22 protein-coding genes and 1 other RNA gene are annotated in these 24445 nt (G+C 41.4%); 14 read left to right on the top strand and 9 right to left on the bottom strand.

The features are described from left to right. Nucleotides 1-2 precede the first annotated feature (2 nt). The 3 genes from thiS (at nt 3) to ABH008_RS02595 (ending at nt 3285) form a co-directional block, all read left to right on the top strand. Nucleotides 3-980: a sulfur carrier protein ThiS gene (gene thiS / locus ABH008_RS02605; protein WP_347988314.1), complete on the top strand. Its 978-nt coding sequence runs from the start codon at nt 3-5 to the stop codon at nt 978-980. 126 nt (nt 981-1106) lie between these two features. Then, entirely contained in the window at nt 1107-1796 is a 690-nt protein-coding gene (gene trmB, locus ABH008_RS02600) for a tRNA (guanosine(46)-N7)-methyltransferase TrmB (protein ID WP_347988313.1), read from the top strand. A 16-nt stretch (nt 1797-1812) separates the two neighbouring features. Further along, nucleotides 1813-3285 carry an oligosaccharide flippase family protein gene (locus ABH008_RS02595; protein ID WP_347988312.1) on the top strand — a complete coding sequence of 491 codons (1473 nt, stop codon included), beginning with the start codon at nt 1813-1815 and terminating at the stop codon, nt 3283-3285. On the opposite strand, the gene ABH008_RS02590 is transcribed toward ABH008_RS02595, so the two are convergent. Together ABH008_RS02590 and ribF are read right to left on the bottom strand one after the other, a co-directional pair. Then, complete coding sequence (locus tag ABH008_RS02590) at nt 3231-3458, bottom strand: DUF1289 domain-containing protein (RefSeq protein ID WP_347988311.1); 228 nt, start codon at nt 3456-3458, stop codon at nt 3231-3233. The genes ABH008_RS02595 and ABH008_RS02590 overlap by 55 nt on opposite strands. Then, nucleotides 3455-4393 (bottom strand): bifunctional riboflavin kinase/FAD synthetase, encoded by a 939-nt coding sequence (ribF, locus tag ABH008_RS02585; RefSeq protein WP_347988310.1) that lies wholly within the window; start codon nt 4391-4393, stop codon nt 3455-3457. The genes ABH008_RS02590 and ribF overlap by 4 nt, the downstream gene beginning before the upstream one ends. A 271-nt stretch (nt 4394-4664) precedes the next feature. On the opposite strand from ribF, the gene ABH008_RS02580 reads away from it, so the two are divergent. The 6 genes from ABH008_RS02580 (at nt 4665) to ABH008_RS02555 (ending at nt 11723) form a co-directional block, all read left to right on the top strand. After that, on the top strand, nt 4665-5657 hold the full coding sequence (locus ABH008_RS02580; protein ID WP_347988309.1) for a spore photoproduct lyase family protein: 993 nt from the start codon (nt 4665-4667) through the stop codon (nt 5655-5657). Continuing rightward, nucleotides 5657-6358 carry an SDR family oxidoreductase gene (locus tag ABH008_RS02575; RefSeq protein ID WP_347988308.1) on the top strand — a complete coding sequence of 234 codons (702 nt, stop codon included), beginning with the start codon at nt 5657-5659 and terminating at the stop codon, nt 6356-6358. The genes ABH008_RS02580 and ABH008_RS02575 overlap by 1 nt, the downstream gene beginning before the upstream one ends. Nucleotides 6359-6367: 9 nt before the next feature. After that, on the top strand, nt 6368-7972 hold the full coding sequence (locus ABH008_RS02570; protein ID WP_347988307.1) for an NAD-binding protein: 1605 nt from the start codon (nt 6368-6370) through the stop codon (nt 7970-7972). Further along, the gene (locus tag ABH008_RS02565; protein ID WP_347988306.1) at nt 7969-8673 is read left to right on the top strand and encodes an NAD-binding protein; all 705 of its coding nucleotides are present in this window, start codon (nt 7969-7971) and stop codon (nt 8671-8673) included. Before ABH008_RS02570 ends, ABH008_RS02565 begins: the two co-directional genes overlap by 4 nt. Continuing rightward, nucleotides 8654-9160 (top strand): disulfide bond formation protein B, encoded by a 507-nt coding sequence (locus tag ABH008_RS02560; protein WP_347988305.1) that lies wholly within the window; start codon nt 8654-8656, stop codon nt 9158-9160. Before ABH008_RS02565 ends, ABH008_RS02560 begins: the two co-directional genes overlap by 20 nt. A 355-nt stretch (nt 9161-9515) precedes the next feature. Beyond that, nucleotides 9516-11723, top strand: a complete 2208-nt coding sequence (locus tag ABH008_RS02555; RefSeq protein WP_347988304.1) for a primosomal protein N' — start codon at nt 9516-9518, stop codon at nt 11721-11723. A gap of 65 nt (nt 11724-11788) precedes the next feature. On the opposite strand, the gene rimK is transcribed toward ABH008_RS02555, so the two are convergent. The 5 genes from rimK to rnpB all read right to left on the bottom strand — a co-directional run bounded on the left by rimK (nt 11789) and on the right by rnpB (nt 14926). Further along, nucleotides 11789-12682: a 30S ribosomal protein S6--L-glutamate ligase gene (rimK, locus tag ABH008_RS02550; protein WP_347988303.1), complete on the bottom strand. Its 894-nt coding sequence runs from the start codon at nt 12680-12682 to the stop codon at nt 11789-11791. Between the two features lie 16 nt (nt 12683-12698). Beyond that, the gene (mtnC, locus tag ABH008_RS02545; RefSeq protein WP_347988302.1) at nt 12699-13373 is read right to left on the bottom strand and encodes an acireductone synthase; all 675 of its coding nucleotides are present in this window, start codon (nt 13371-13373) and stop codon (nt 12699-12701) included. Then, a complete protein-coding gene (locus tag ABH008_RS02540) occupies nt 13370-13927 on the bottom strand; it encodes an AraC family ligand binding domain-containing protein (RefSeq protein ID WP_347988301.1) in 558 nt (185 codons plus the stop codon). The genes mtnC and ABH008_RS02540 overlap by 4 nt, the downstream gene beginning before the upstream one ends. Beyond that, on the bottom strand, nt 13924-14547 hold the full coding sequence (locus ABH008_RS02535; protein WP_347988300.1) for a methylthioribulose 1-phosphate dehydratase: 624 nt from the start codon (nt 14545-14547) through the stop codon (nt 13924-13926). The genes ABH008_RS02540 and ABH008_RS02535 overlap by 4 nt, the downstream gene beginning before the upstream one ends. A 29-nt stretch (nt 14548-14576) precedes the next feature. Continuing rightward, nucleotides 14577-14926, bottom strand: an RNA gene (gene rnpB, locus ABH008_RS02530) — RNase P RNA component class A. Between the two features lie 135 nt (nt 14927-15061). Between rnpB and ABH008_RS02525 the strand changes: the two genes are divergently transcribed. Beyond that, a complete protein-coding gene (locus ABH008_RS02525) occupies nt 15062-16258 on the top strand; it encodes an MFS transporter (RefSeq protein ID WP_347988299.1) in 1197 nt (398 codons plus the stop codon). Between the two features lie 338 nt (nt 16259-16596). Here ABH008_RS02525 and murU read toward each other — a convergent pair whose 3' ends face one another. Both murU and ABH008_RS02515 read right to left on the bottom strand, forming a co-directional pair. Then, on the bottom strand, nt 16597-17268 hold the full coding sequence (gene murU, locus ABH008_RS02520; RefSeq protein ID WP_347988298.1) for an N-acetylmuramate alpha-1-phosphate uridylyltransferase MurU: 672 nt from the start codon (nt 17266-17268) through the stop codon (nt 16597-16599). After that, a complete protein-coding gene (locus tag ABH008_RS02515) occupies nt 17265-18266 on the bottom strand; it encodes a phosphotransferase (protein WP_347988297.1) in 1002 nt (333 codons plus the stop codon). Before ABH008_RS02515 ends, murU begins: the two co-directional genes overlap by 4 nt. Before the next feature lie 95 nt (nt 18267-18361). Here ABH008_RS02515 and lptD point away from each other — a divergent pair, with 95 nt between their 5' ends. The 4 genes from lptD to rnd all read left to right on the top strand — a co-directional run bounded on the left by lptD (nt 18362) and on the right by rnd (nt 24420). Continuing rightward, nucleotides 18362-21337 carry an LPS assembly protein LptD gene (lptD, locus tag ABH008_RS02510; RefSeq protein ID WP_347988296.1) on the top strand — a complete coding sequence of 992 codons (2976 nt, stop codon included), beginning with the start codon at nt 18362-18364 and terminating at the stop codon, nt 21335-21337. 13 nt (nt 21338-21350) lie between these two features. Continuing rightward, nucleotides 21351-22634 (top strand): peptidylprolyl isomerase, encoded by a 1284-nt coding sequence (locus tag ABH008_RS02505; protein ID WP_347988295.1) that lies wholly within the window; start codon nt 21351-21353, stop codon nt 22632-22634. After that, nucleotides 22635-23132, top strand: a complete 498-nt coding sequence (locus tag ABH008_RS02500) for a DbpA RNA binding domain-containing protein (RefSeq protein ID WP_347988294.1) — start codon at nt 22635-22637, stop codon at nt 23130-23132. Between the two features lie 139 nt (nt 23133-23271). After that, nucleotides 23272-24420, top strand: a complete 1149-nt coding sequence (gene rnd / locus ABH008_RS02495) for a ribonuclease D (RefSeq protein ID WP_347988293.1) — start codon at nt 23272-23274, stop codon at nt 24418-24420. The last annotated feature ends 25 nt before the right edge of the window (nt 24421-24445 follow it).

Below are 24445 nucleotides of genomic sequence, written 5' to 3'. Positions count from 1 at the left end.
GCATGAAAATACAAGTTAATGGCGATACCCGCGAATATGCAGAGCATTGCACCGTGGCTGATGTTATCGCCGATTTGGGATTATCAGGTAAGCGTATTGCCATAGAATTAAATAAAGAAATTTTGCCATTCAACTTGCATAGTACCCAGCTTTTGCATGATGCAGATCGGCTGGAAATCGTACAAGCCATTGGCGGAGGTCAAGACGATTTTTTTACCTTGGCAGGAAAAAACTATCGTTCACGGTTGTTGGTTGGCACGGGCAAATACCGCGATTTAGAAGAAACCCGTTTAGCAATAGCTGCTAGTGGTGCAGAAATTGTAACGGTAGCTATTCGCCGCACCAATATTGGTCAAAATCCTGGCGAACCTAATTTACTGGATGTGATTTCGCCTGAAAAATACACCATTTTACCCAATACTGCTGGCTGTTACACCGCCGAAGAAGCTGTTAGAACCTGTCGTTTAGCGCGTGAATTGCTGGGGGGGCATAAGCTGGTAAAACTGGAAGTATTGGCCGATCAACTAACCTTATTCCCGGATGTTGCGGAAACCTTTGTAGCGGCGGAATTACTGGTCAAAGAAGGCTTCGATGTAATGGTGTACACCAATGATGACCCAATAGCCGCAAAACGTCTTGAGGATATTGGCTGTATTGCAGTCATGCCTCTAGCAGCGCCGATTGGCTCAGGATTAGGTATTCGCAACCCGTATAATATTTTGACTATCGTCGAAAATGCTACAGTACCTATTCTGGTAGATGCCGGGGTAGGAACCGCTTCGGATGCAGCGATAGCTATGGAACTGGGTTGTGATGGAGTTCTAATGAACACAGCCATAGCCGCAGCTAAACACCCAGTATTGATGGCTTCGGCCATGAAAAAAGGTATTGAAGCTGGACGAGAAGCCTTTCTGGCTGGACGCATGCCACGCAAACGTTTTGCCTCAGCATCGTCACCCATTGATGGTTTGTTTTTATAGATTGATTTCTATGTTACCCGTATGCGGCATTAGCCAAATACGGGCGATGAAAGTATCAAACAGACTCACAACCCATAGTCTGTTTACAGTTTCCTGATAACCTAGTCTGCTTTTTTTGCATTATCCATGACCACTTCACTAAAAATTGATCCTGCTAGAATCCGTAGCTATATTCGTCGCCAAGGTCGGGCTACAGCAGGACAAAAGCTGGCATTGGAAAGCCACTGGCAAACCTATTGCTTGCCCCCCCAGAATGAAGCCAATTTTAATCAGATTTTTGGACGACAAGCACCGTTAATTGTTGAGATAGGTTTTGGTAACGGCAGTAGTTTGGCAGATATGGCGGCTGCCAATCCAGATATTAATTATTTAGGTTTAGAAGTACATAAGCCAGGTGTAGGGCATTTAATGATGTTGCTCGCTGAGCGAGGTATCAATAATGTCAGAATCTACCATCACGATGCTATTGAGATTTTGGAGCAAAAAATACCGGATCACAGTTTGGCAGGAGTACATTTATTCTTTCCTGATCCATGGCAAAAGCGCCGCCATCATAAACGCCGAATTGTACGCCCCAGCTTTGTAGAATTACTCACTAAAAAACTAATGCCTGGCGGCTACTTTCATGCCGCTACCGACTGGCAACATTATGCTAAGGATATGCTGGAAATTTTGTCTGCAGGATCAGGCTTGTGTAACAATAGTCCAGATAATACCTATTGCCCTAGGCCGGATTATAGACCTTTAACCAAATTCGAGAACCGGGGACTGGCTTTAGGTCATGGCGTCTGGGATTTAATTTTTCGCAAGCTTTAAAGTAACATCCCAACACTTGAAGCCCTTACGCCAACTTATTTCCCAAACCGCTATTTACGGCCTGAGCAGTATTGTCGGCCGTTTTCTAAATTATTTGCTGGTACCTCTGTATACCTACATCTTTAATACCAGCGAATATGGGGTAGTCTCGGAATTTTATGCTTATGCGGGATTTTTTTCGGTAGTACTTGTCCTTGGTCTTGAGACGGGTTATTTCCGCTTCCGACAGCAACAAAAATTTGCACTGCCTGCTATTTATAGCAGCGCCTTAGGTTTTTTAGTTTTGTTTAATCTGGTTTTTTTAACTTCGGTGGTTATTTGGCAACAACCACTGGCGATCTGGCTAAGTTACCCTCAGCATACTGACTATCTATTGTGTTTTGCAGGCATTCTGGCGCTGGATGCCATTACTGCATTACCTTTCGCTCAATTGCGTGCCGAAAATCGTGCTTGGCGTTTTGCTGGCATCAAAATCACTGAGATTATTATCACCATTCTGCTCAATGTTTTCTTTCTGGTGTGCTGCCCGAAACTCGTGGCGCTATGGCCACAATCTGAATGGTCGTTGCTTTACAACCCCAACCTGGGTGTCACTTATATTTTTCTGGCCAATTTAATCGCCAGCATCATCAAATTATTGCTGTTAACTCCACAGTTTTATGGAATTCGTCTGCAGATTAATCCCATCGTTTTAATGCCCATGCTGCGTTATTCATTACCGATGGTCGTAATTGGCTTTGCTGGTATGATCAATGAAATGCTAGATAGAGCTATTCTTAAAGTATTATTGCCATATGATGTGTTAACCAATTTAAGCCTATTAGGTATTTATGGTGCCTGTTACAAATTATCGATTTTGATGAGTTTGTTTGTCCAAGCTTTTCGTTATGCAGGAGAACCCTTTTTTTTCGCTTACGCCGGTCGAGAAGATGCCAAACGTACATATGCCTTGGTTATGCAGTACTTTGTTATGGCTGGGGTATTCATTTTTCTATTAGTTACCTTATACCTGGACTTTTTTCAATATTTTATAGGCGCCGAATTCCGAGCAGGATTAAGAGTGGTACCCATTTTATTGCTAGCCAATTTGTGTCTAGGTATTTATATCAATTTATCCGTTTGGTACAAACTTAGTGATCGCACGGGTCTGGGTGCATGGGTATCACTGGCGGGCGCAGGGCTAACGATCTTGTTGAATGTGTTATGGATACCCGAATGGGGTTATCTAGGATCAGCCTGGGCAACATTAGCCTGTTATTTTTTCATGGTGTGTGCTTCCTGGCTCCTGGGCCAGATATATTATCCAGTTAAATATCCGCTGGGTAGAATTTGTTTTTATGTAATTCTGGGGGTGGCCCTGTATTTTGCCAAACTCTATCTAGTCACTGAGCAAGGCTGGAATGTCTGGTTGAGCGCCACTTTGTGTTTAATGTTTTATTTATTGATGGTGGGCATTACTGACATTAGACCCTTACTAATTCGTAAGTAATGCATCTTGCGTTGTGCCGCTTGGTTAAGAATTTTCTTGCGCATCTGTGGATCAGCTGCCAGCCATTGACAAATTTCGTCCACATGTCGATAACAGCCGAGACAAATATCCTCTTCATTTAAACAACAATTTCTAACACAAGGTGACTGAATAACCGTTCCAATTTCTGTCATGGTTTTAAATGTTCTAAAAATTGCTTACTCATTTGGATATCTTCCTGAATTTGGCTTTGTAGTGCCTCAAACGATGGAAACTTAAGTTCATTCCGAATTTTCGCTTTAAAATGTACTTCTACATAACGGCCATAAATATCGGCATTAAAGTTAAATAAATGCGTTTCCAGAATTGCTTTAGCACTGCCCTTAAAAGTAGGACGCGTGCCAACATTTGCAACACCCTGATATTCTTTACCATCCAAGCCAGTTAAGCTGACGGCAAATACTCCTGCTATTGGCGCAATTTTGCGAAACATATCTACGTTAGCAGTAGGAAAACCCAATTGTCTGCCACGCTTATCCCCATGTGCAACTCTGCCGCACACTGAATAATCTCGGCCTAACATAATACGCGCTTTATCCATACTACCCTCTTGCAAGGCATCACGAATTAAAGTACTACTAATTCTGAGACCCGCCAATTCGAAAGATTGACTGTTTTCTACCGTAAAGCCGTAATCCTGCCCCTTACTTTGTAATAAGCTAAAATTACCACGCCGTGCTTTACCAAAATGAAAGTCATCGCCAACCACCACATGCTTAACATGCAGGCGCTTAACCAAAATATCATCGATAAATTGTTCAGCATCATAATCAGACAATTGCTGATTAAACGGCAACACCAATAATTGATCTACAGGTAACTTAGCAAACTGGATGACCTTCTCGCGCAAACGAGTCAGACGTGACGGCGCATGCTCCCCCAAAAAATATTCTAAAGGTTGCGGCTCAAACACCATGACCACAACAGGCAAATTTAAACGCTTACCATGCTCTGCCAATTTTTTTATCAACAACTGATGACCTAAATGCAGTCCGTCGAAATTACCAATGGTCAATATACAACCATCGCCAAACGCATCTAGATGATTTAGACCCCTGATTAAACGCATGATGTTAAGCTGACTAAAAAGTGGAAATTCTAACAGTAAGCAGCAGATAGGCCTATGGACATTTCAAAAAAGCACCTAACTTCTGGCACCATTAGAATAGAGATAATTAATTATCAACAGTTTACCTATACAAGCTTATTCGGTCAAAGCATCTCAGAAAATTTTTATGCCTGCCTAAATATAGTCTTAGCACATCAAATATGACCTGCTGTGCGTATAATGCTATTGCTCACAATTGATGTACTCCACTTTCCGGTTCTTAATCTTAAGCATGATAGACACTCTTTACATTGAAACAGCAGTCCAGAATCACCCACAAGTCAAGGCAATATGCAATCGACTGCCAAAAGCAAGAATTATTAATTGTGAGCGTTATAGCGAGGTATTTAATCCCAAAGCGCAGAATTTTCGTTTACAAAAACAGCACCCTGCATTAATTTTAGCTGAAAAGTTTCAAAAGTTTGTATTGCCAGCGCCAAGCGGATATGGTTTGGGTGGAAATCATAATTATTATTTTTCACATATGCTAAATTGCGTATATGATTGCCGATATTGCTTTTTGCAGGGTATGTATCAATCTGCCAATTATGTATTATTTGTAAATTTCGAAGCTTATCAACAGCGCATCAGAGAAATTTGCCAGGAAACACCTGATACGGATATCTATTTCTTCTCAGGTTACGATTGTGATAGTTTGGCTTTTGAACCCATTACCGGTTTTGCCGAACAGTTTCTTCCTGTCTTTTCTGAATTGCCAAATGCCTGGCTTGAGTTACGCACCAAAAGCACACAGATTCGTAGCCTGTTACAAAGACCACCGCTGCCTAAATGCATTGTAGCATTCAGTTTATCTCCAGAAGGAGTGGCTGAGAAAGTTGAAGCCAAGGCACCCACTGTTTTGAAACGTATTGAAGCGGCAGCAAAATTACAACAACTAGGCTGGCCTATTGGTTTACGCTTCGACCCTCTGATTTATCAAACAGATTATCGGCAACAATACCAGAAATTATTTGCACAGGTATTTGCAGCGATTAATGCTGAAACCTTACATTCTGTCAGTCTTGGCGTATTTAGATTGCCTGAGCAATATTTTAAAAAAATGCATAAACTTTATCCCGATGCAAAATTGTTTGCCAGTCCACTGCAAACAACCAACGGTATGGTGTCTTATCATACAGAACTCGAACAACGCATGATGGCTGATTGCCAGGCCATGTTGTTCGACTATATTCCACCTAACAAATTTTTTCCATGCAGTTTCTAATGCGCACGGTACTGGTAAGTGGTGCCAGTTCAGGCATAGGCCGTGCAATTGCCATACGTTTGCTCAAGGAGGGTCATCGGGTTATTGGTATTAGCCGGGATAGTCAGCGTTTTAGTCATACCCACCCAAATTTCAGCAGTTTGAGTATGGACTTTGCAAAATTGAAAGATATTCCCCCCATAGCCAAACAGCTACAACACGATTTTCCAATGCTGGATACGGTGGTTTTTGCTGCAGGGTTTGGACAGTTTTCCCACCTGGAACAGTTTTCATATCAGCAAATTGAAACTTTGCTGACGGTTAACTTTACCGGACAAGTATTTTTAACACGTGCACTACTAGCAAAATTAAAACAAAAGTCTCTTAGTAATCTAATATATATAGGTTCTGAAGCCGCACTAAAAGGCAGCCGTCAAGGATCTATTTATTGTGCTAGCAAATTTGCTTTGCGAGGATTTACTCAGGCTTTACGTGACGAGTGTGGCAAAAGCTCTGTGCGGGTATCTTTAATCAATCCAGGCATGGTGAACACGGATTTTTTTACTGATCTGGCATTTGCCCCCGGCAAACAAACCAGTCAGGCATTGCAAGCCGATGATATTGCCGATGCAGTTGCTTATATTTTACAAGCTGGCGCTTTTTGCGCCATTGATGAAATTAATATTAGCCCTCCTAATAAAGTGATTGAATTTAAAAAATGACTTATAAACATGCTATCTAAATTCATTGTTTATTCCTGCTATTATCTAAAAGCCTCTCCGGATTATAAAAACCGAAAGCTATTTTTTTATAATTTATTGGAAAATCCGAAAAGTCCGTTAAAAAAATATTTCGACAGACTAATGATGAGCCTCATAGTATTAAGTATTTTCTTCTTACTATATGATGTTGAGCATGAAACCGGTGTTACAGACTATTATTTGGAAAAAACCATTCTGATTATTTTTGTTTGTGAATACCTATTAAGACTATGGCTATATTCAGATACACATATCATTCTTTTGGAAGACCATGAAAAAGCATTATATTTAAATATAAAATTCAGCCTGTTTCAGTCAATTAAAAAATCCGTTGCCAAAAAAATAGAATATATACTCTCGCCATTTGCCATAATTGATTTACTGGCAATATTACCCAGCTATGACCCCTTAAGTATTTTGCGGGTATTTCTTATTTTCAGGTTATTTAAATTATTCAGATATTCAAATAGCGCCAAACTATTCTCAGATATTCTGGCAAGTAAGCGTTTTGAATTGTTAACATTGATGATTTTCACCTTTTTATTGGTGTTTATTGCCAGTATATCTGTCTATATTTTTGAGTATCCAGAACCGAATAGTCAAATCAGAAATTTGTTTGATGCCTTTTATTGGGCTATTGTCACTATGGCCACGGTAGGTTATGGCGATATTGTACCCCTCACAACTGGCGGTCGCTTAGTTACCATTATGCTAATATTGACCAGTTTGGGTGTCTTGTCATTTTTTACCTCTATTTTAATTGCTGCTTTCAATGAAAAAATACCGCTTCTACGTGAAAATAAAACGTATGCCGAATTAGATAATTATAAAAATTTTATCATTATTTGTGGTTACGGCCGAGTTGGTCAGGAAATTGCAAAGCAATTAAGTAAGGATAAAAAAAAGTTTATCGTCATTGATAAAAAAGAAGCGAATGTTGAATTGGCAAAGCAGAATAACTTTTTGGTCATTCAAAATGATGCCAGTAAAAATGATGTATTGCTAGCCGCAGGCATTTGCCGGGGAGCTTCAGCCGTTCTATGTATTACAGGGGATGACGTCACCAATGTCTATGTCACATTAACCAGTCGACGTTTGAACAAAGATGTTCGTATTATTTCCAGAGCCAATAGGCATGACAATTATAATAAACTGTATCAGGCCGGAGCTGATCATGTCATTAGACCTTTTGAAATTGCAGGCATGCTGGTCGCTGAATTTTTAGGACAACCAGTTGCTTTTGAAGCCATCGCAGGCATTTTGCAAAATCGATCCGACATAGTCATGGAAACAATTTTAATTAGCGAAGGTTGTTCGCTTGAGCATAAAGAAGTCCTGCAATTAGAACTGTCGCAAAAAAAACTAACTTTGTTAGGCGTAATCAGCGCCAACCCCATACACCTTAAGCATAAAAACAAATATCAAGTAAAACAACAACATTTTTACTTTAATCCTGACCCCAAATTTATTCTACGCTTTGAAGATATTTTGGTAGTGTTTGGGAGAAAATATAGTATTGACCATTTTCGTGACCAAATCGAACAGCATCGTTTATTAAACAGGAAAATGTTATGAAACAGGTAGCTATATTTGGGTATAACCGTTTATCTTTTGAGGCTGCCAGCCGTTTAGACCAGAATGTATATAAAATTACCATTATTGATCACAACCCCGTCCAAATTGCACTAGCTCGCGACAACGGTTTTGACATTAGCATTATCGACTTTCGTAGTGATGACGATTTAAAATCTGTTGGCATTGGTTCCTATATTGATATTTTGTTATGTTTTTTTGACCAGGACTCGGAAAATGTGTTTTTAACACTATCTGCCAGAGCTCTGGATAAGGAACTAAATATTATTTCTATCGTCGATAGTCCTGAATCTGCGGAAAAACTACTGGCTGCGGGAGCTAATAAAATTATTGATCCCTACGAAATTTGTGGTCGCAAGATTCATGACATGTTGAAACGACCTGACATAACCGATATTTTTGACCATACCGTTTTTGGCAACCACGATCTGAATCTAGCTGAAGTTGTGGTTCCAGAAAAAAGCTATTTGGTAAACAGTTATGCCAGCCAGTTGGAATTAAGCTCTCATTACAATCTAATTTTAATAGGGGTTGTGAATAAACACATTAGTGGTGATCTTAATTTTGTTGCCGAAGAATTTGATCGCCTCTTAAATGTTGGTGATATTCTGGTTATATTGGGCCCCTCACGGGAAATTAGAGCTTTCAAAAAAGATGTAGAAAATGTATTTTGTAAAAATTAGTCCCCGTCTAAGTTTTTTTCTTGGTTTTGTTGCTTGTGTACTGTTATTGTCAGTAGGCGCGTATTTACAATTTGTAGAAGAACTGGAACCATGCCCACTATGCATCTCGCAACGCTTGGCGATTTTGGCTACTGGATTGAGTTTTTTAATAGCCGCTATCCATAACCGTGGACATAAAATTTATGCTGTTGTGACGAGTATGACAGCAATCGTTGGTGCATGTATTTCGGCGCGGCATATCTGGATACAGCATCTGCCACCCGATGAAGTACCAGAATGTAGCCCTGGACTTGAGTATGTGTTTCAGCATTTTCCTTTAGCCGATACCATTAAACTAATGCTGACCGGAACAGGAGAGTGTGCAAAAGTTGATTGGACTTTACTAGGATTTAGTATTCCAGAATGGACTTTAGTCGCATTTTTATCGCTAGCCGGTTTTGCCCTGTTACAATACTTCAATGCAAAGAATTACCAATCTATCGATTAAACTATAACTAATTACAACAGACTTACATCTTGACTAATTACATGCACTATTTTAAGCATTAATGGCACCATGATTAAACAATTTATGCACAAAATTGGTTCGCATTTTCCTGTAAGCAGCCTTTACAGTGATTAATGATACACACAACCTAAACACAAGACCAAGCCATTGATAAATAAGTAAATATTTAGTTGCATGAATTTTGTTCAATTTAACAAAACTGTAACAAAAACCGTCACTAAGCACAGTTCTACAAATACAATCCACAGAGTTATCCACAGATTTTGTGGGTAACTCAAATTTCTTAACGCTCGTAAAGACTTAGCAGCGCAACATCAAAAACACATCACAAGGCATGGCTAAATGCGACACACCTCACAGTCTTTTTCTGCAAGTAGCAATTGCTGTTCCGCTGGATCGTTTATTTGATTACTTGGCACCCGATAATTGCGATGCAACTACTTTACAACCTGGAGTACGTGTTTTAGTCCCTTTTGGAAAAAGTCATAAAATTGGGATTTTGCTGGCAATCAATGAACATTCTGAGTTTGATAAGCAACGACTTAAACAGGTTGAACAAATACTGGATAACGAACCGCTTTTATCAACCGCAGATCTTAAGCTATTGCAATGGGCCAGTCATTATTATCATCACCCTCTTGGCGAAGTACTCGCTTGCGCTTTTCCTGTTGCACTTAGACAGGGAAAACCTGCCGTTTTAGAACATGCTTTAAGTTATTCGCTCACTGCATTAGGACGCGAAACCCAACCAGAAATGCTAAAACGTGCACCCAAGCAATTAAAACTAATGAGTCTGTTCCATGCACAATCAGAAGCACTTAGCCAAACTGATCTGCTTGAGCATAAATCGGCATTAAAACTATTACTCCAAAAAGCAATGGTTGAGGAGCACAAAACACCCACAGCGACCAAGAATATTATTCGAGGCTCCCTCCTAGAGGCTAACAATGAACAAAAACAAGCCATTTCCGCCATTAGTGCCAATTTAGGCCGCTTTTCAGTTTCGCTATTGGAAGGCGTTACTGGCAGTGGTAAAACTGAAGTGTACATGCAAGTAATCACCACTGCGCTAATTAAAGGCTTGCAGATATTGGTATTGTTGCCAGAAATTAGTTTAACTCCGCAACTTGAGCAACGCTTTCGGAAACGATTTTCGGTACCCATCGTCACTTTTCATTCCAAACTAACTGATAAGCAACGCCTTAACGCTTGGCTAAGCATGCAACAGGGTCATGCATCTATCATGCTAGGCACACGCTCTGCCTTATTTACTCCTTTGCACAAACCCGGTTTAATCATTCTTGATGAAGAACACGATACTTCTTTCAAGCAACAAGAAGGATTTAGATTCTCGGCACGAGATGTCGCTATAATCCGTGCCAAACATTTATCCATTCCAGTGGTATTAGGCAGCGCCACCCCATCGCTGGAAAGCTTGTTCAATGTCGACCAGAAACGTTATCAGCTATTGACTCTCGCAAATCGCGCAGGAAATGCATTGGCACCCGAATTTAGGGTACTTGATATTCGTAACAAAAAAATGCACAGTGGCCTTTCTGACCCATTGATTAATGAGATACATGCCACACTAGCACAAGGTCAGCAGGTTTTATTATTTTTAAATAGGCGTGGTTTTGCACCTGTACAAATTTGCCATCAATGCGGGGGAATATCACGTTGTCAGCGTTGTGATGCTAATTTGGTGATTCATGTACAAGAAAACGTATTACGCTGCCATCATTGCTACTCTGAACAGCAACTGACAAAGCAGTGTAAAGCGTGTAAAACGGGTGAATTACAAGCGCTTGGTTTAGGCACTGAGCGTATAGAACACATCCTGACTAGCTTGTTTGCCGGAAAAAAACTGGTCAGATTAGATAAAGATACTACGCAACGAAAAGGCTCTCTGGAAAGTTATTTAGAGCAAATTAATCGAGGTGAAGTTGATATTATTCTTGGCACACAAATGCTGGCTAAAGGCCACCATTTCCCCAACGTAACCTTGGTTGCAATTTTGGATATTGATAGCGGTTTATTCAGTATTGATTTTAGAGCGGGTGAAAAACTAGCGCAAATGATTGTACAGGTAGCGGGTCGAGCTGGTCGGGCAGATAAACCCGGTAAGGTAATATTACAAACACGCCAACCCCAACATCCCTTATTAATGACTTTATTGAAGCAAGGTTACCGAGCTTTTGCACAGGCTGTATTACAGGAACGTCACCAGGCCTCACTCCCACCTTTTAGTTATCAAGCACTGTTTCGGGTACACGCCACTAATCAGGAAGCACCACTGGCATTTTTAACAGCATTATGTCGCTTACTTAAGCAAAACAATGATGGGAAAATCCAGATTTTGGGGCCTGTAGCCGCGCCCATGCTGAAGCGGGCAGGGCAATTTCGCTTTCAACTTTTATTACAAAGCTCTAAACGGCAAGACCTGCACAGCTTGTTGGATACCATTTTACCTGGCATACCCAAGCTGAAAGAAGCTAAAGGAGTGCGCTGGACATTGGATGTTGATCCAGTGGATTTGTATTGAAACAAATGACGAGTTACTAACTCCGACAAAAATCAAATCGCAAAAAGTATGGCTGTTAATCCGTTCTACAGACCACAACTTACCTTATTTATATTTTTCTCTATGAATTCAATCATTAGACTGGCTATATCTTTGCCACACACTTTTTCTATGCCTTCAAGTCCAGGTGAGGAATTGACTTCCATGACCAATGGACCACGATTGGAACGCAGCATATCTACACCACAAACACTCAAACCCATAATTTTGGCGGCCTGTACAGCAGCTGCTCGTTCTTGCGGACTCAAGCGAACTTGAGTTGCGGTGCCACCGCGATGTAAATTAGACCGGAATTCACCCTCTCGACCTTGCCGCTTCATAGCTGCGACCACTTTATCGCCCAATACAAAACAGCGGATATCACTACCCTCTGCTTCTTTAATAAATTCCTGAACCATTATATTGGCGTTTAACCCCATAAAAGCTTGGATGACACTATGTGCAGCATTATGCGTTTCAGCCAGAACCACACCGACTCCTTGAGACCCTTCTACTAGTTTAATAACTAATGGCGCACCACCTACCTCATCAATCAAATCTTCAATATTATCCGGGTTATGAGCAAAAGCAGTAATGGGCAAATCGATACCTTTACGGGCCAATAATTGACTGGAAGCCAATTTGTCACGCGAACGACTGATTGCTGCAGAATTATTAAGCACAAAAGTATTCATTACTTCAAACTGCCGTAATACCGCCGTTCCGTAAAAGGTAATGGAAGCACCAATGCGCGGAATTACCGCATCGTAACCCAATAAGTTTTCACCCTGATAATGGATTGACGGTTTCATTGAAGTAATATTCATATAACAATGGGTTGGATCAAGGACACTGACATCATGCCCACGCGCGGTGGCGGCTTCTACCAATCGAACACTGGAATATAAGGTACTATCGCGAGAAAGAATGGCGATTTTCATGCACTAAATACTGTCATCAAAGTTTAATTTCTTTAAAATCGGCTACTTGTCTATGGCTTGCTTGCGGATCGGGAATTTGCCCTCGTACTAGCCAATAAGTGGCAAAACCTGCTTGTTGAGCTGCATCCAGCTCTTCTTTGATGTCTGACAAAAACAGGATTTCTAAAGGAGCACACTGAATTTGTTCAGCAATACGCTGATAGGAGGCTACTTCACGTTTATTTCCAATATTGGTATCGAAATAACCAGAAAACAAGGGTGTTAAATCGCCAAATTCGCTTTGAGAAAACAGCAGCTTTTGCGCGTATACTGAGCCAGAAGAGTATATAAAAAGTTCGTAACCGCTGTCTTTAAACAACTTTAACTGCTCAGCCGCATCAGCATAAATATGGCCTTTAAAATCACCTTGTAGATAACCTGCTTTCCAAATTAAGCCTTGCAGGGCTTTTAAGGGTGTAATTTTCTGATCGGCATCCAACCAATCCAGAAACTGATTGATCAGTTGTTCAATATTAAGCTCTGCACCGGCGATTTTCTTAGCGTCCGCTAACAGAGCAACCATTTCATCATCATGCTGTCGGGTACGGATATAATCCGGTAGGTGGCAACGTGCATAAGGGAACAATATATCCTTAACAAAAGATAAAGATGACGTTGTCCCCTCAATATCCGTAACTATGGCTTTAATCATATTGATTGCTTATATTGTTCCAGGGTGGGGAAACTTTCCCCAATTTTATTGCCAGTAAATTCTGCCAACCAACCTTCTTCAGTCGTAAAAAAACGAATACATTTAAAATCGGGTTCGGCGCCCATATCAAACCAATGCCGAGTATGTGCAGGAACACTGATCAAATCGCCCTGTTCACAAAGTACAGCATAAACCTGATTTTCTAGATGTAAATAAAATAACCCCTGTCCTTCTACAAAAAATCTAATTTCAAAATCGTCGTGTACATGTTCGGAGAGAAATTTTTGTCGTAATTGCTCTTTATTAGGATGATCGGGTTTTACGTTTATGACATCCACCGATTGAAATCCATAGCTTTGTTTAAGCTGGTTAATAGGTGCTTGATAAGCATCTAGCACTGTTTGCGCATCGGCATCTGCGGCAAATGCAAAATCCGCGGTCCAACGCTCGAACTGCACACCTACCGCCTTTAAGGAAGTGTTAATCGTTGCAAAATCTTGGCTAATGGTAGGGTTTAGGGCTTGTTCGGCAGGATAGATACTTAAAACACTCATAATGATTTGATTCCGTATAGTCGTATTTCACATTCAAATAAAAACTCCAACGCTTCCAAATGACGCAAGGCGTCTGCAACCGTTGGCCCCCAAGTATAAAAACCATGACTGGCAATAATATAAGCGTAGATATCCTGATTTTTATCCAAATATTGATCGACTTGTGCGCTTAGACGCGGAATGTCCTGATCATTGGCAAAAATTGGTATCTTAATACGTGTTTCGTGAGTAGTGATACCCACTAAAGCTTTCAGTAATTCGTAATTTTCCAATACAATCTGATGTTTAAATAATCGAGCAGCAAGTGTGGCATTTATAGAATGCGGATGCAGTACGGCGTTAATCTGGGGGAAGCGCTCATAAATTGCAGTATGCAAGAGAGTTTCTGCCGAGGGCTGCTTACCATCAAGAGATAACCCCTTGTCATCGATTAACATAATGTCATCGCGCTGCAAAGAGCCTTTATGCCGACCTGATACAGTAATTGCAATGGTGCCGTTGTTAAGGCGTGCTGAAAAATTGCCACTGGTAGCTGGCACCCAGCCTTTACTGTCAATAAATCGACCCGCTGCAATCAGCTCATCGGCTTTGGTATAAAATTCGTTGGAATATAAAGTCATCTGGATACGCTTTGCGGATAGCAAAAAGAAGAAAGAGTTGGCCTGTAAGCCGGGTTCTGTCGAGAACAGCCATTCATCTAGGCGACAGGTCACCCTGTCGCTCAAGCAATCTACCCAGGAGCCGCGCGGGCCACGCGTATGCTCCTCTATTTGATCTTGCTCCGGGTGGGGTTTTCCATGCCACGCCTGTTACCAGCCGCGCGGTGCGCTCTTACCGCACCATTTCACCCTTACCGAATTTCGAAAAACCAGGCGGTATATTTTCTGCGGCACTTTCCGTAGGCTCACGCCCCCCAGGCATTACCTGGCACCCTGCCCTGTGGAGCCCGGACTTTCCTCCCTTTTATTTACATAAAACGGCGGCTGCTCGGCCAACTCTGCAGATGATTATACAGAACTTTTTTTGTACTTGTGTGCTATAAAATCAGTTACAAGAGATTTTGCTGCCATTCAGGTCGTAGAAGTTGTTAGATTAACGCACATAAATAATATTGAATCCTTCAAAGAATAAGCAATGAATAACAGTAGCGATAAGCCCCTATCACAGCCCGTCTGGCGGCAAATTCCCAAAGGGGTTTGGGCTCTGGGTTTTGTTAGTTTATTAATGGATATTTCTTCGGAAATGATACATAGCTTACTGCCATTATTCATGGTTACGACCTTGGGTGCCAGTGCGGTAAGTATTGGTTTAATTGAAGGCGTAGCCGAAGCAACAGCCCTAATAGTAAAAGTTTTTTCGGGTGTCATTAGCGACTATCTTGGCAAGCGTAAAACCTTGGCTTTATTGGGTTATACGCTAGGAGCAATAACTAAACCGTTATTTGCCATAGCTACCGGTAGTGGCATGGTATTAGGCGCCAGACTGATCGATCGAGTAGGCAAGGGTATACGTGGAGCTCCACGCGATGCACTGGTAGCTGATATTACCCCTGCTGAAATTCGTGGCGCAGCTTTTGGTTTACGCCAATCACTTGATACTATCGGAGCGTTTTTAGGGCCGTTATTGGCCGTTGGTTTAATGCTACTGTGGCAAAATGATTTTCGGTCGATATTTTGGGTGGCGCTAATACCTGGAGTTCTCGCGGTATTAGTATTGCTGGTGGGCGTAAAAGAACCACTGACGCCGACCACCCAAAAGCGTAGCAATCCTATCAGCAGTGTAAATTTGCAACGCCTAAAGGGCGCTTACTGGCGGGTAGTTGGAATAGGTGCAATTTTTACCCTTGCCCGCTTCAGCGAAGCTTTTTTAGTATTAAGGGCTCAACAAAGTGGTATCCCTATGGCTTTGGTGCCACTAGTGATGGTAGCCATGAATGTGGTTTATGCTGCCAGTGCTTATCCCTTTGGCAAATTGTCAGATAACATTTGCCCACGTAAATTACTGGCCTGGGGATTATGCCTGTTATGCAGCGCCGACCTAGTTCTGGCAAATAGTCATAATTGGGGATTAATAATCGTCGGAGTAATGCTCTGGGGCATACATATGGGCTTGACCCAAGGCCTGTTAGCGAAAATGGTTGCGGACACCAGTCCAAACGATTTACGTGGTACCGCTTACGGCTTTTTCAATCTGGTCAGCGGCATTGCCATGTTGATAGCCAGTATATTGGCTGGCGTATTATGGGAATTCTATGGAGCTGCCGTTACCTTTTATGCTGGCGCTGGATTTTGTGTTTTAACCTTGATGTTATTGCTAATAGGTCGACGATAATAATTTCATCGCGTCCTACCATTTCTTTTAGTCAATTTGACCATCAGGCTTCGCTTTCATAATAATTGTCTGCTTTTTGTGTTTAAACTATATGCACCCAATGCCGCCGAGTAGTTTAATAGACTGGTGAGTACACTGGATTTGGCACTTAATAACGCTTTTTAAATATACGTCAAAAATGACGTATATTGAAGAGCCTGAAAATTAGCGCATTTTTTACACCTAAGCCATTGATTCAGGATACTGGATTGCATTCGTACAACGAAAAATACACTAGAGAACTAACCCTCAGCAGTTAAATTCCTCTGCCAAACCACATCAATCTGAATTGCTTATATTCATTTGCTTACGCGTAACAGATTATCAATTTCTGTCAAACGTTGCGGGGTACCAATATCCATCCAAATGCCTAAATATTTTTCACCGCTAATGCGATTTTTCTGAATAGCTTGATCTAAAACCGGACGCAACTTCAAGGGCCCGACTGGCAGATTTTGAAACATATCAGGATGATATACACCAATGCCACTAAAGGTAAATTTCTCGCGCCCATCTGCACTTAATAAACCATCGCTAGTCAGACTAAAATCACCTTGTGGATGATGTACTGGATTTTCGATTAATACCAAATGCGCTAAATCGATTTTGCGATTACGCAGTGTAACCAAGGGATAATCGCAAATAATATCGGCATTAACGACCAAAAAAGGTTTTTCACCCAATAACGGCAATGCATTGGCAATACCACCGGCGGTTTCCAGTGCGGCATCACCTTCATCTGTATAATCGATACTGACATTCCAGCGCTCACCATTGCCACAATACTCTCTAATTTGTTGCCCCAAATGAGCCAGATTAATCACAATCTGTTTAAATCCGGCTAGCTGTAAATTTTCAATTGTGTGCTGAATGAGAGGTTTACCACCTACTTTCAACAGAGGTTTAGGGATAGTATCAGTTAATGGCCGCATACGTTCGCCTCGACCAGCAGCGAGTATCATCGCTTTCATAAAGCCGACCGGTAAATTGGTGCTATTTGTTGCTGCAAATAACGGTTAAATTCTGATAATTCAGCATAGTTTGCACAGACTTCACTGATATAACTCAGAGTACGTGGAATATCATCCAGATAAGCCGATTTACCGTCGCGTAAATGTAATCGGGAAAAAATGCCAATAGCTTTTAAATGTCTCTGCAAACCCATCAGGTCAAACCAACGTTTAAATTGTCCAAAATCAACTGCTAATAGTTGCGTCTGGATGAGTTGCAGATAATATTGGTAAATCCAGTTATCAACCTGTTCAGTTGGCCAGCGAATATAACAATCGCGTAGTAAGGATGCTGCGTCGTAACTAATGGGGCCAATAACCGCATCCTGAAAATCAATGATACCTAGCTCACACGAATTAATTAGCATTAGATTACGGGAATGATAATCGCGATGCACACAAACTTGCGGCTGCGCTAAGGCTGACTGGATTAAAATATCGTGGAGATCGTTTTTTATGCCGACAGGCAAAACTAAACCTAACAGGTTTTCTAAAAACCAGTCGTGAAAAACACCTAATTCTCTTTCCAGTAACAATGTATCGTATGTCGGTAATGCACACTTATTGATATCTATACTCGTTTGTAATTGTAATAAACTTTGTAATGCCTGCTGATAAAGCTGATCGACATTTTTGGCTGCCAAACAATCCAACAAGCTGCTTGAGCCAAAGTCTTCCAATGCGATAAATCCCTGTTCAATATTGGTGAAATAAATGTCGGGAACGCGCAAATTTGCCGCTTTAAAAAGCGCTGCGATTCGCAGGAATGGCTCAGTATTTTCTTTATCAGGGGGGGCGTCCATAACAATATGACAGCCCGATGGACATTTAACGCGAAAATAACGCCGGAAACTGGCATCACTAGAGGCAATTTCAAGCTGTTGAATATCAAGCGAAAGACTGTTGGATAACCAATTAATCAACGCAGAAACACGTAAATCTGAATGAGGTAAAGACATTATTTGATAAAGCAAGCCAAGCTTAAGGTAAAATAGTTTTCATATTTTATTCGATTTCCATCCTGCTAAGTCAATTTAGCCGCTATTACTTATACATGAATTTTCGGTTTTATTATATTTGGTTAGCCTTTTCATCTGTTTCTGTAGAAGCCCATGCTGCTGGCAACGGTGCGTGGAATTGCGAGCAGAGCAAAAACGGCGAATGGACTTGTTTAAATCAAGATGCTGCTGCTGCGAACAGTACCAGCACGCCTCCCGTTATCAAAACGCCGAATGCACAAACGGCTCCACAAGCTTCGACACCAAACAGTCAGACACAACCCACTTTAACGCCACAGACGACAATACCCACTGCCAGCACCTCACCAGTAATCAGTGTACCGCAACCAATGACCTCGGAAACGGCTGCGCAACCCGCGGCTAAATTACCGGCTATTCCATTACCGACAGCGTCATCGCCCCCCGCTGTCGTCAGGTCAACTACTGACAATACAGCGACTGAATCGACTCATTTGATCGAACCAGTGCTCAGTGAACAGCCAAAACCACAGGTGCATGTAACGGAAACCAAGCATCCTCAGTTACAAAAAGTTGATCCAGCACCTGAACAGACTGCCAGCTCTCCAAAACAACCCGGTTGGACATGTCAATCAGGTACCGAAAAGCAAAATTGGAATTGTAATCTGGTTGGCGCCGACCCCAAAGGAGAGGCTCAACCTCTAGCAAATGTAGAAAAGAGTTCATTTTCTTTACCGCCTGCATTCACAAATAACCAGGAAAGAACCTTTCAGACACTACGCGCAAATTATGCACAAGACCCATGGCTAAATTGTGAAAATTGGGCTATCAAAAAACCCAAAAACAAAGCACCGTCTATGGCAGACCGCGAAAATGCAGTAACTGATGTAATGGCTGATTTCTCGGAATCCTACCAGGGCGAAGTGCTTAGTTTTGCCGGAAATGTGGATCTAACCAGAGCTGATCAGCATCTACTCGCTGAAAAAGCCAGTTATGATACCGCTGCGGGCAATATGGATGCTCAGGGCAATGTAATGTATAGCGAAAGCTCTATGGCTTTGGCCAGTCAGAGTTTATCCATGAATTTAAACAGTGATGAAGCCAGAATCCGTCAAGCCATGTTTATTGCTGGCGACGGACCCTTACGCGGTAATGCAGAAACCATTTATCGCGACAATAAATATTTAACTCGCTATAACGACACTTCTTTTACAAGTTGTCCACCCGGCAATCAAGATTGGGTAATGCATGCCTCTCGCTTAAAAATCAATCGGGATACAGGCCAAGGTTCAGCCAAAAATGCCTGGTTAGAATTTAAAGGCGAGCCCATTTTTTATACACCCTATATCTCCTTTCCTACCGATAATCGGCGATTATCAGGGTTTTTAGCGCCTACTTGGGGAAGCACCCAGCAAGCAGGTTTTTATGTCGCGGCGCCTTTTTATTGGAATATTGCCCCTAACATGGACTCGACTATCACCCCGCGTTATTTCTCTGGGCGTGGTGAAATGTTAAGCGATCAATTCCGCTATTTGACCGACATATCGAAAGGCAGTATCGGCGCAGAATATATGCCTAACGATAGAATTTTTAATAAACCACGTTACTCATTCGGTATAAAAGATAATACGACTTTTACCTCGACTTTAAAGTCACAAGTAGATCTTAATCTGGTTTCTGACAAAACGTATTTCAACGATTTAAACAACGCCTTGGGATTTCAACGTAACAGTTATCTGCCTAGTAAGGCCACTATCAATTATAATCCAAACTCTGACGTTACTTTTTCTGCCGGCATGCAGCATTATCAATCAGTAGATCCTACGATACTGAAAACATCCATGCCCTATGACTTGTTGCCAAGAGTTGACTTTAATGTCTCACATGATTTTTCTGGCATGCCTTTAAAGCTAAGTATGAATAGTCAATACAGCGACTTTTCACACCCGACTTTGGTAAACGGTCAACGTTTGATGATATGGCCATCAATTTCTACCCCTTTCGAATCGACCGCAGGCTTTTTTATTCCCAAGTTATCGGTTCAATCCACCCAGTATCAATTGAGCAATCAAAGTGTTGGCGGATTACCAGAAAGTGTTAATCGCACCTTACCCATTTTTTCCGTGGATAGTGGTATGAGTGTGGAAAAACAAATGGCGTTTAATGATAATGCCTATAACAACATTATTGAGCCTCGCTTGTTTTATCTCTATATCCCCAGAAAGAATCAAACCGCGATTCCTGTCTTCGACACATCTGCTTACGATATCAATTTCAATAGTTTATTTCGTGAAAACAGCTATAGTGGATATGATCGCTTACAGGATGCCAATCAGCTTTCTTTGGCTGCTACTTCAAGGTACATTGATGCTAAAACAGGCCTGGAACCCCTTAAAGCCAGTTTTGGTGAAATCATGTATTTTCAAGACCGCACAGTAACACTGACATCCACCAATCAACCGCTACAAGTTCCGGTACCTGTACAAACCAGTAAAACATCGAACTTGATTGGCGATATAAGCGGACAAATCAATCAAAACTTGTCCTATGTTACTGGTGCACAATGGAATACTGAGCACAATAGTTTTGCGCGTGGGCAAGTAGGTCTAAAATACAGAGACCAGCCTGACCGTATTTTCGATATTGGTTACCGTTACCGCAGTGCAACAGCTAACCCATTGGTTGCCCCCAGCCTTGTTCCAGGAACTACAACTACACCAGCAACCATCTCAATGACCGATGTATCATTTCGCTGGCCTTTGTTTTACGAATGGTATGCATTAGGACGTTGGCAATATTCTTTGAATTTCAATAAAACTCTGGAAAGCTTTATTGGTCTAGAAAAAGAAAACTGCTGCTGGCGAGTGCGGCTCATCGCCCGACGCTACATCAATGGCGCAACCACTAGCTCTACTGGTATTGCTGAAAATCTTGATCCAGTAAACGCCTATTTTGTGCAATTGGAACTTAAGGGGCTATCTGGACTAGGCGACGATGTTGACACTTTCTTACAGACTTCTCTGAACGGCTACCGTAAAGCCGGTAACTATTAATATCTAAAGCATAATGAAGATTTTTTTTATTGTTATATGGCTTTTTGTCGTGTTATTTAACTCTGAAGCTCAGGCACGGGTTCTAGATAGAATAGTGGCTGTAGTTGAAGATGATGTTATTTTGGCACACGAACTTAATCAAGAAGTAGCGGCCATTACCGCCAAGCTGAAAAGCACCAATGTCATGATGCCACCTGAACAAATATTGCGTAAACAGGTCATTGAACGCATGATTATTGATAAATTACAGCGCCAATTAGCCGCCCGCTCAGGCATACAAGTGAGTGATGAAATGCTGCGTAACTCTGTCAGTGACATTGCCTCCCGAAATGGTTTAAGCGTGGAAGCTTTTCATAAAGAATTAACCAAACAAGGCATGGATTACAAAGGTTTTGAAGAAAATCTGCGTAATGAAATCATAATCAATCAACTGAGAGGCAGGGAAATTGGTAGCCGCATAAAAGTGACCGACGCCGAAGTTGAACACTATATGGAAACACAAAGTAAGGCGGGCCTGAGCAACTCCCAATACCATCTTGGTCATATTCTTATTTCTGTTTCCGAGGCTGCATCCTCTTCTGCCATACAAAAAGCCAAAGATAAAGCTGACCAAGTTGTCAGCGAGTTACGCTCAGGCAAGGATTTTAATCAAATGGCGGTGAGCGTTTCAAACGATGATAATGCGCTTAAAGGCGGTGATTTAGGGTGGCGTAACCTTGGCCAAATTCCAACTTTATTCGCAGACTCAGTGACCAGCATGGGACGCGGCGATGTTTCTGACCCTATCCGCAGTCCCAGCGGTTTTCATATCATAAAAATACTGGACATTGAGGGCGCTGGTCAGCATATCGTCACTAAAACCAAAGTTCGGCATATATTATTAAAAACAAATGAATTGATAGACGATTCGGATGCGCAAAAGCGCTTACAAGCATTACGTGACAGAGTAATAAATGGCGATGATTTTGCAACGCTTGCTCGCGCTCATTCCGATGATAAAGGATCAGCCATTAATGGCGGCTCACTGGATTGGGTAGTTCCAGGAGCCTTGGTGCCGCCATTCGAAGAGGCCATGAATAAACTCGCTATTAATGAAATCAGTCAACCCGTACAAACTCAGTTTGGTTGGCACATAATTCAGGTTCTTGATAGAGAAAATCAGGATAACAGCGAACAATTTAAAAAAGATAAAGTTAAAGAAGAAATTAGAAAACGCAAAATAGAGGAAGAAACCGAATTATGGTTGAGACGTTTACGGGATGAAGCTTATGTTGAAATCGATATGGATAAACTGTAAATGCATACTGACAACTCTGCCAGCGATGACTTGATACATTGCCTTGATTTGCACTTACAACAGATTATTGATACACAAAATCTGGATACAGAACGCAAGGCGATAAACGCTATGGCAATTCGCATCAATAGAGACGTATTGGATTGCGCAGCAGCATTACTGTTTAGACAACAGTCACAAATTGCATCACCACCCTTAATTGTAGCCAGCTCCGTTCCTGAATCTGTTAAAGCAAGATATCGTTTTGTACGCTATCGACTGGATGTAGGCAGTCAGCATCAAGTCGAAAAAGAACAAATTGAAACAGTGTTGATACAAGAGTCAGGTGTTGATAAAAAAAGAATAGGTAAAATAGATATTCGACATAATTACACACTGGTAGAATTGCCGGATGGGATGCCAGCCGACATTTTCCAGCTACTTTCAGAAGCCAAACTTGGCGAACGAAAACTAGCTATCAAACGCGTTAAATCCAACCGCAAAACAAACAAAACTTAGCAAAGCAAGCTCTGGTTGCTCTGCAAAATTAAAAAAGCAGTTCACATCAAGAGCCTGAAAATTAACCAACTACCCGATCAGTAGTAGAATGCCTTGTTAAGCTGGTGAACCGATCAGCCTCCCTTTTTTACCATTTACTATGACCATTCAATATATAAACAATCCCGACCAACTTGATGCACTTTGTCAACTGATTAGTCAGCAGCCGTGGATAGCACTAGACACTGAATTTCTGAGAGAAAAGACCTATTATCCCAAGTTTTGCCTATTGCAAATTGCCTCACCCGATTGGGTAGCTTGTGTAGATCCTTTAGCCATTAGTGATTTAACACCATTACTGGAAGCAATATACAATCCGAAGATTGTTAAAGTACTCCATGCATGTCGACAGGACTTAGAAATTTTTTATCAAATTACTGGCAAAATTCCCGGACCAATATTTGACACTCAAATTGCTGCACCTTTACTTGGTTTTCAGGAAAATCCTGGCTACGCCATGCTGGTATCCAGTTTTCTGAATATTAATTTAAACAAAGCCCATACCCGTACCGATTGGTCGGAAAGACCATTAAGCGCCGATCAGATTCAATATGCCGCAGATGATGTAATTTATTTATGTAAAATTTATACATTGATGTGTGAACAACTGGAAAAACTGGGACGTCTTGATTGGTTAAACAGTGATTTCGAATTATTAAATAACTCAGAGCTGTATCAAATTTCGCCAGAAAATGCATGGTTGAAAATTCGCGGCAAAAATAAATTGACTGGCAAGCAATTGTCTATTATGCAAGCCTTAACAGAATGGCGAGAACAGACTGCACAAGAAGAAAATAAGCCACGTAACTGGTTGCTGCAAGATGATTTTCTACTGGAACTGGCAAAACTACAACCGATAACACTGGGTGAGTTGTCCAAAATACGCAATATGAGCGAACGTACGGTAAATCGCTACGGAAAAGTCTTGTGTGAATTGGTAGCAACCGCTAGACAACGCCCGCCTAAACCTTTTTCTGAAAAAGAGCGATCAAGTAAAAAAACTCAGCAACATGAAGCGATATTGGATGTATTAAGTGCTGTTGTCCGCATACGCGCGGAAGAAAACTCTTTAAATCCAGTGATTCTGGCTACGCGAAAAGATTTAGAGGCGCTTTTATTCGATGATGAAGATTGCCTGCTATTACAGGGTTGGCGCTATAACATGGCTGGACGTGAATTACAGGGGTTATTACAAGGAGAGTTTGTATTGAGCCTAAAACCGGATACAGTTGTCATTAGTAAAGTGTAAAACCAAATACCTAGAATTGTCAACG

This window comes from Methylomonas sp. AM2-LC, from assembly GCF_039904985.1.
Classification (GTDB): domain Bacteria; phylum Pseudomonadota; class Gammaproteobacteria; order Methylococcales; family Methylomonadaceae; genus Methylomonas.
Note: the sequence above shows the minus strand (reverse complement) of the source record. Positions and strands in the feature narration are given on the sequence as shown.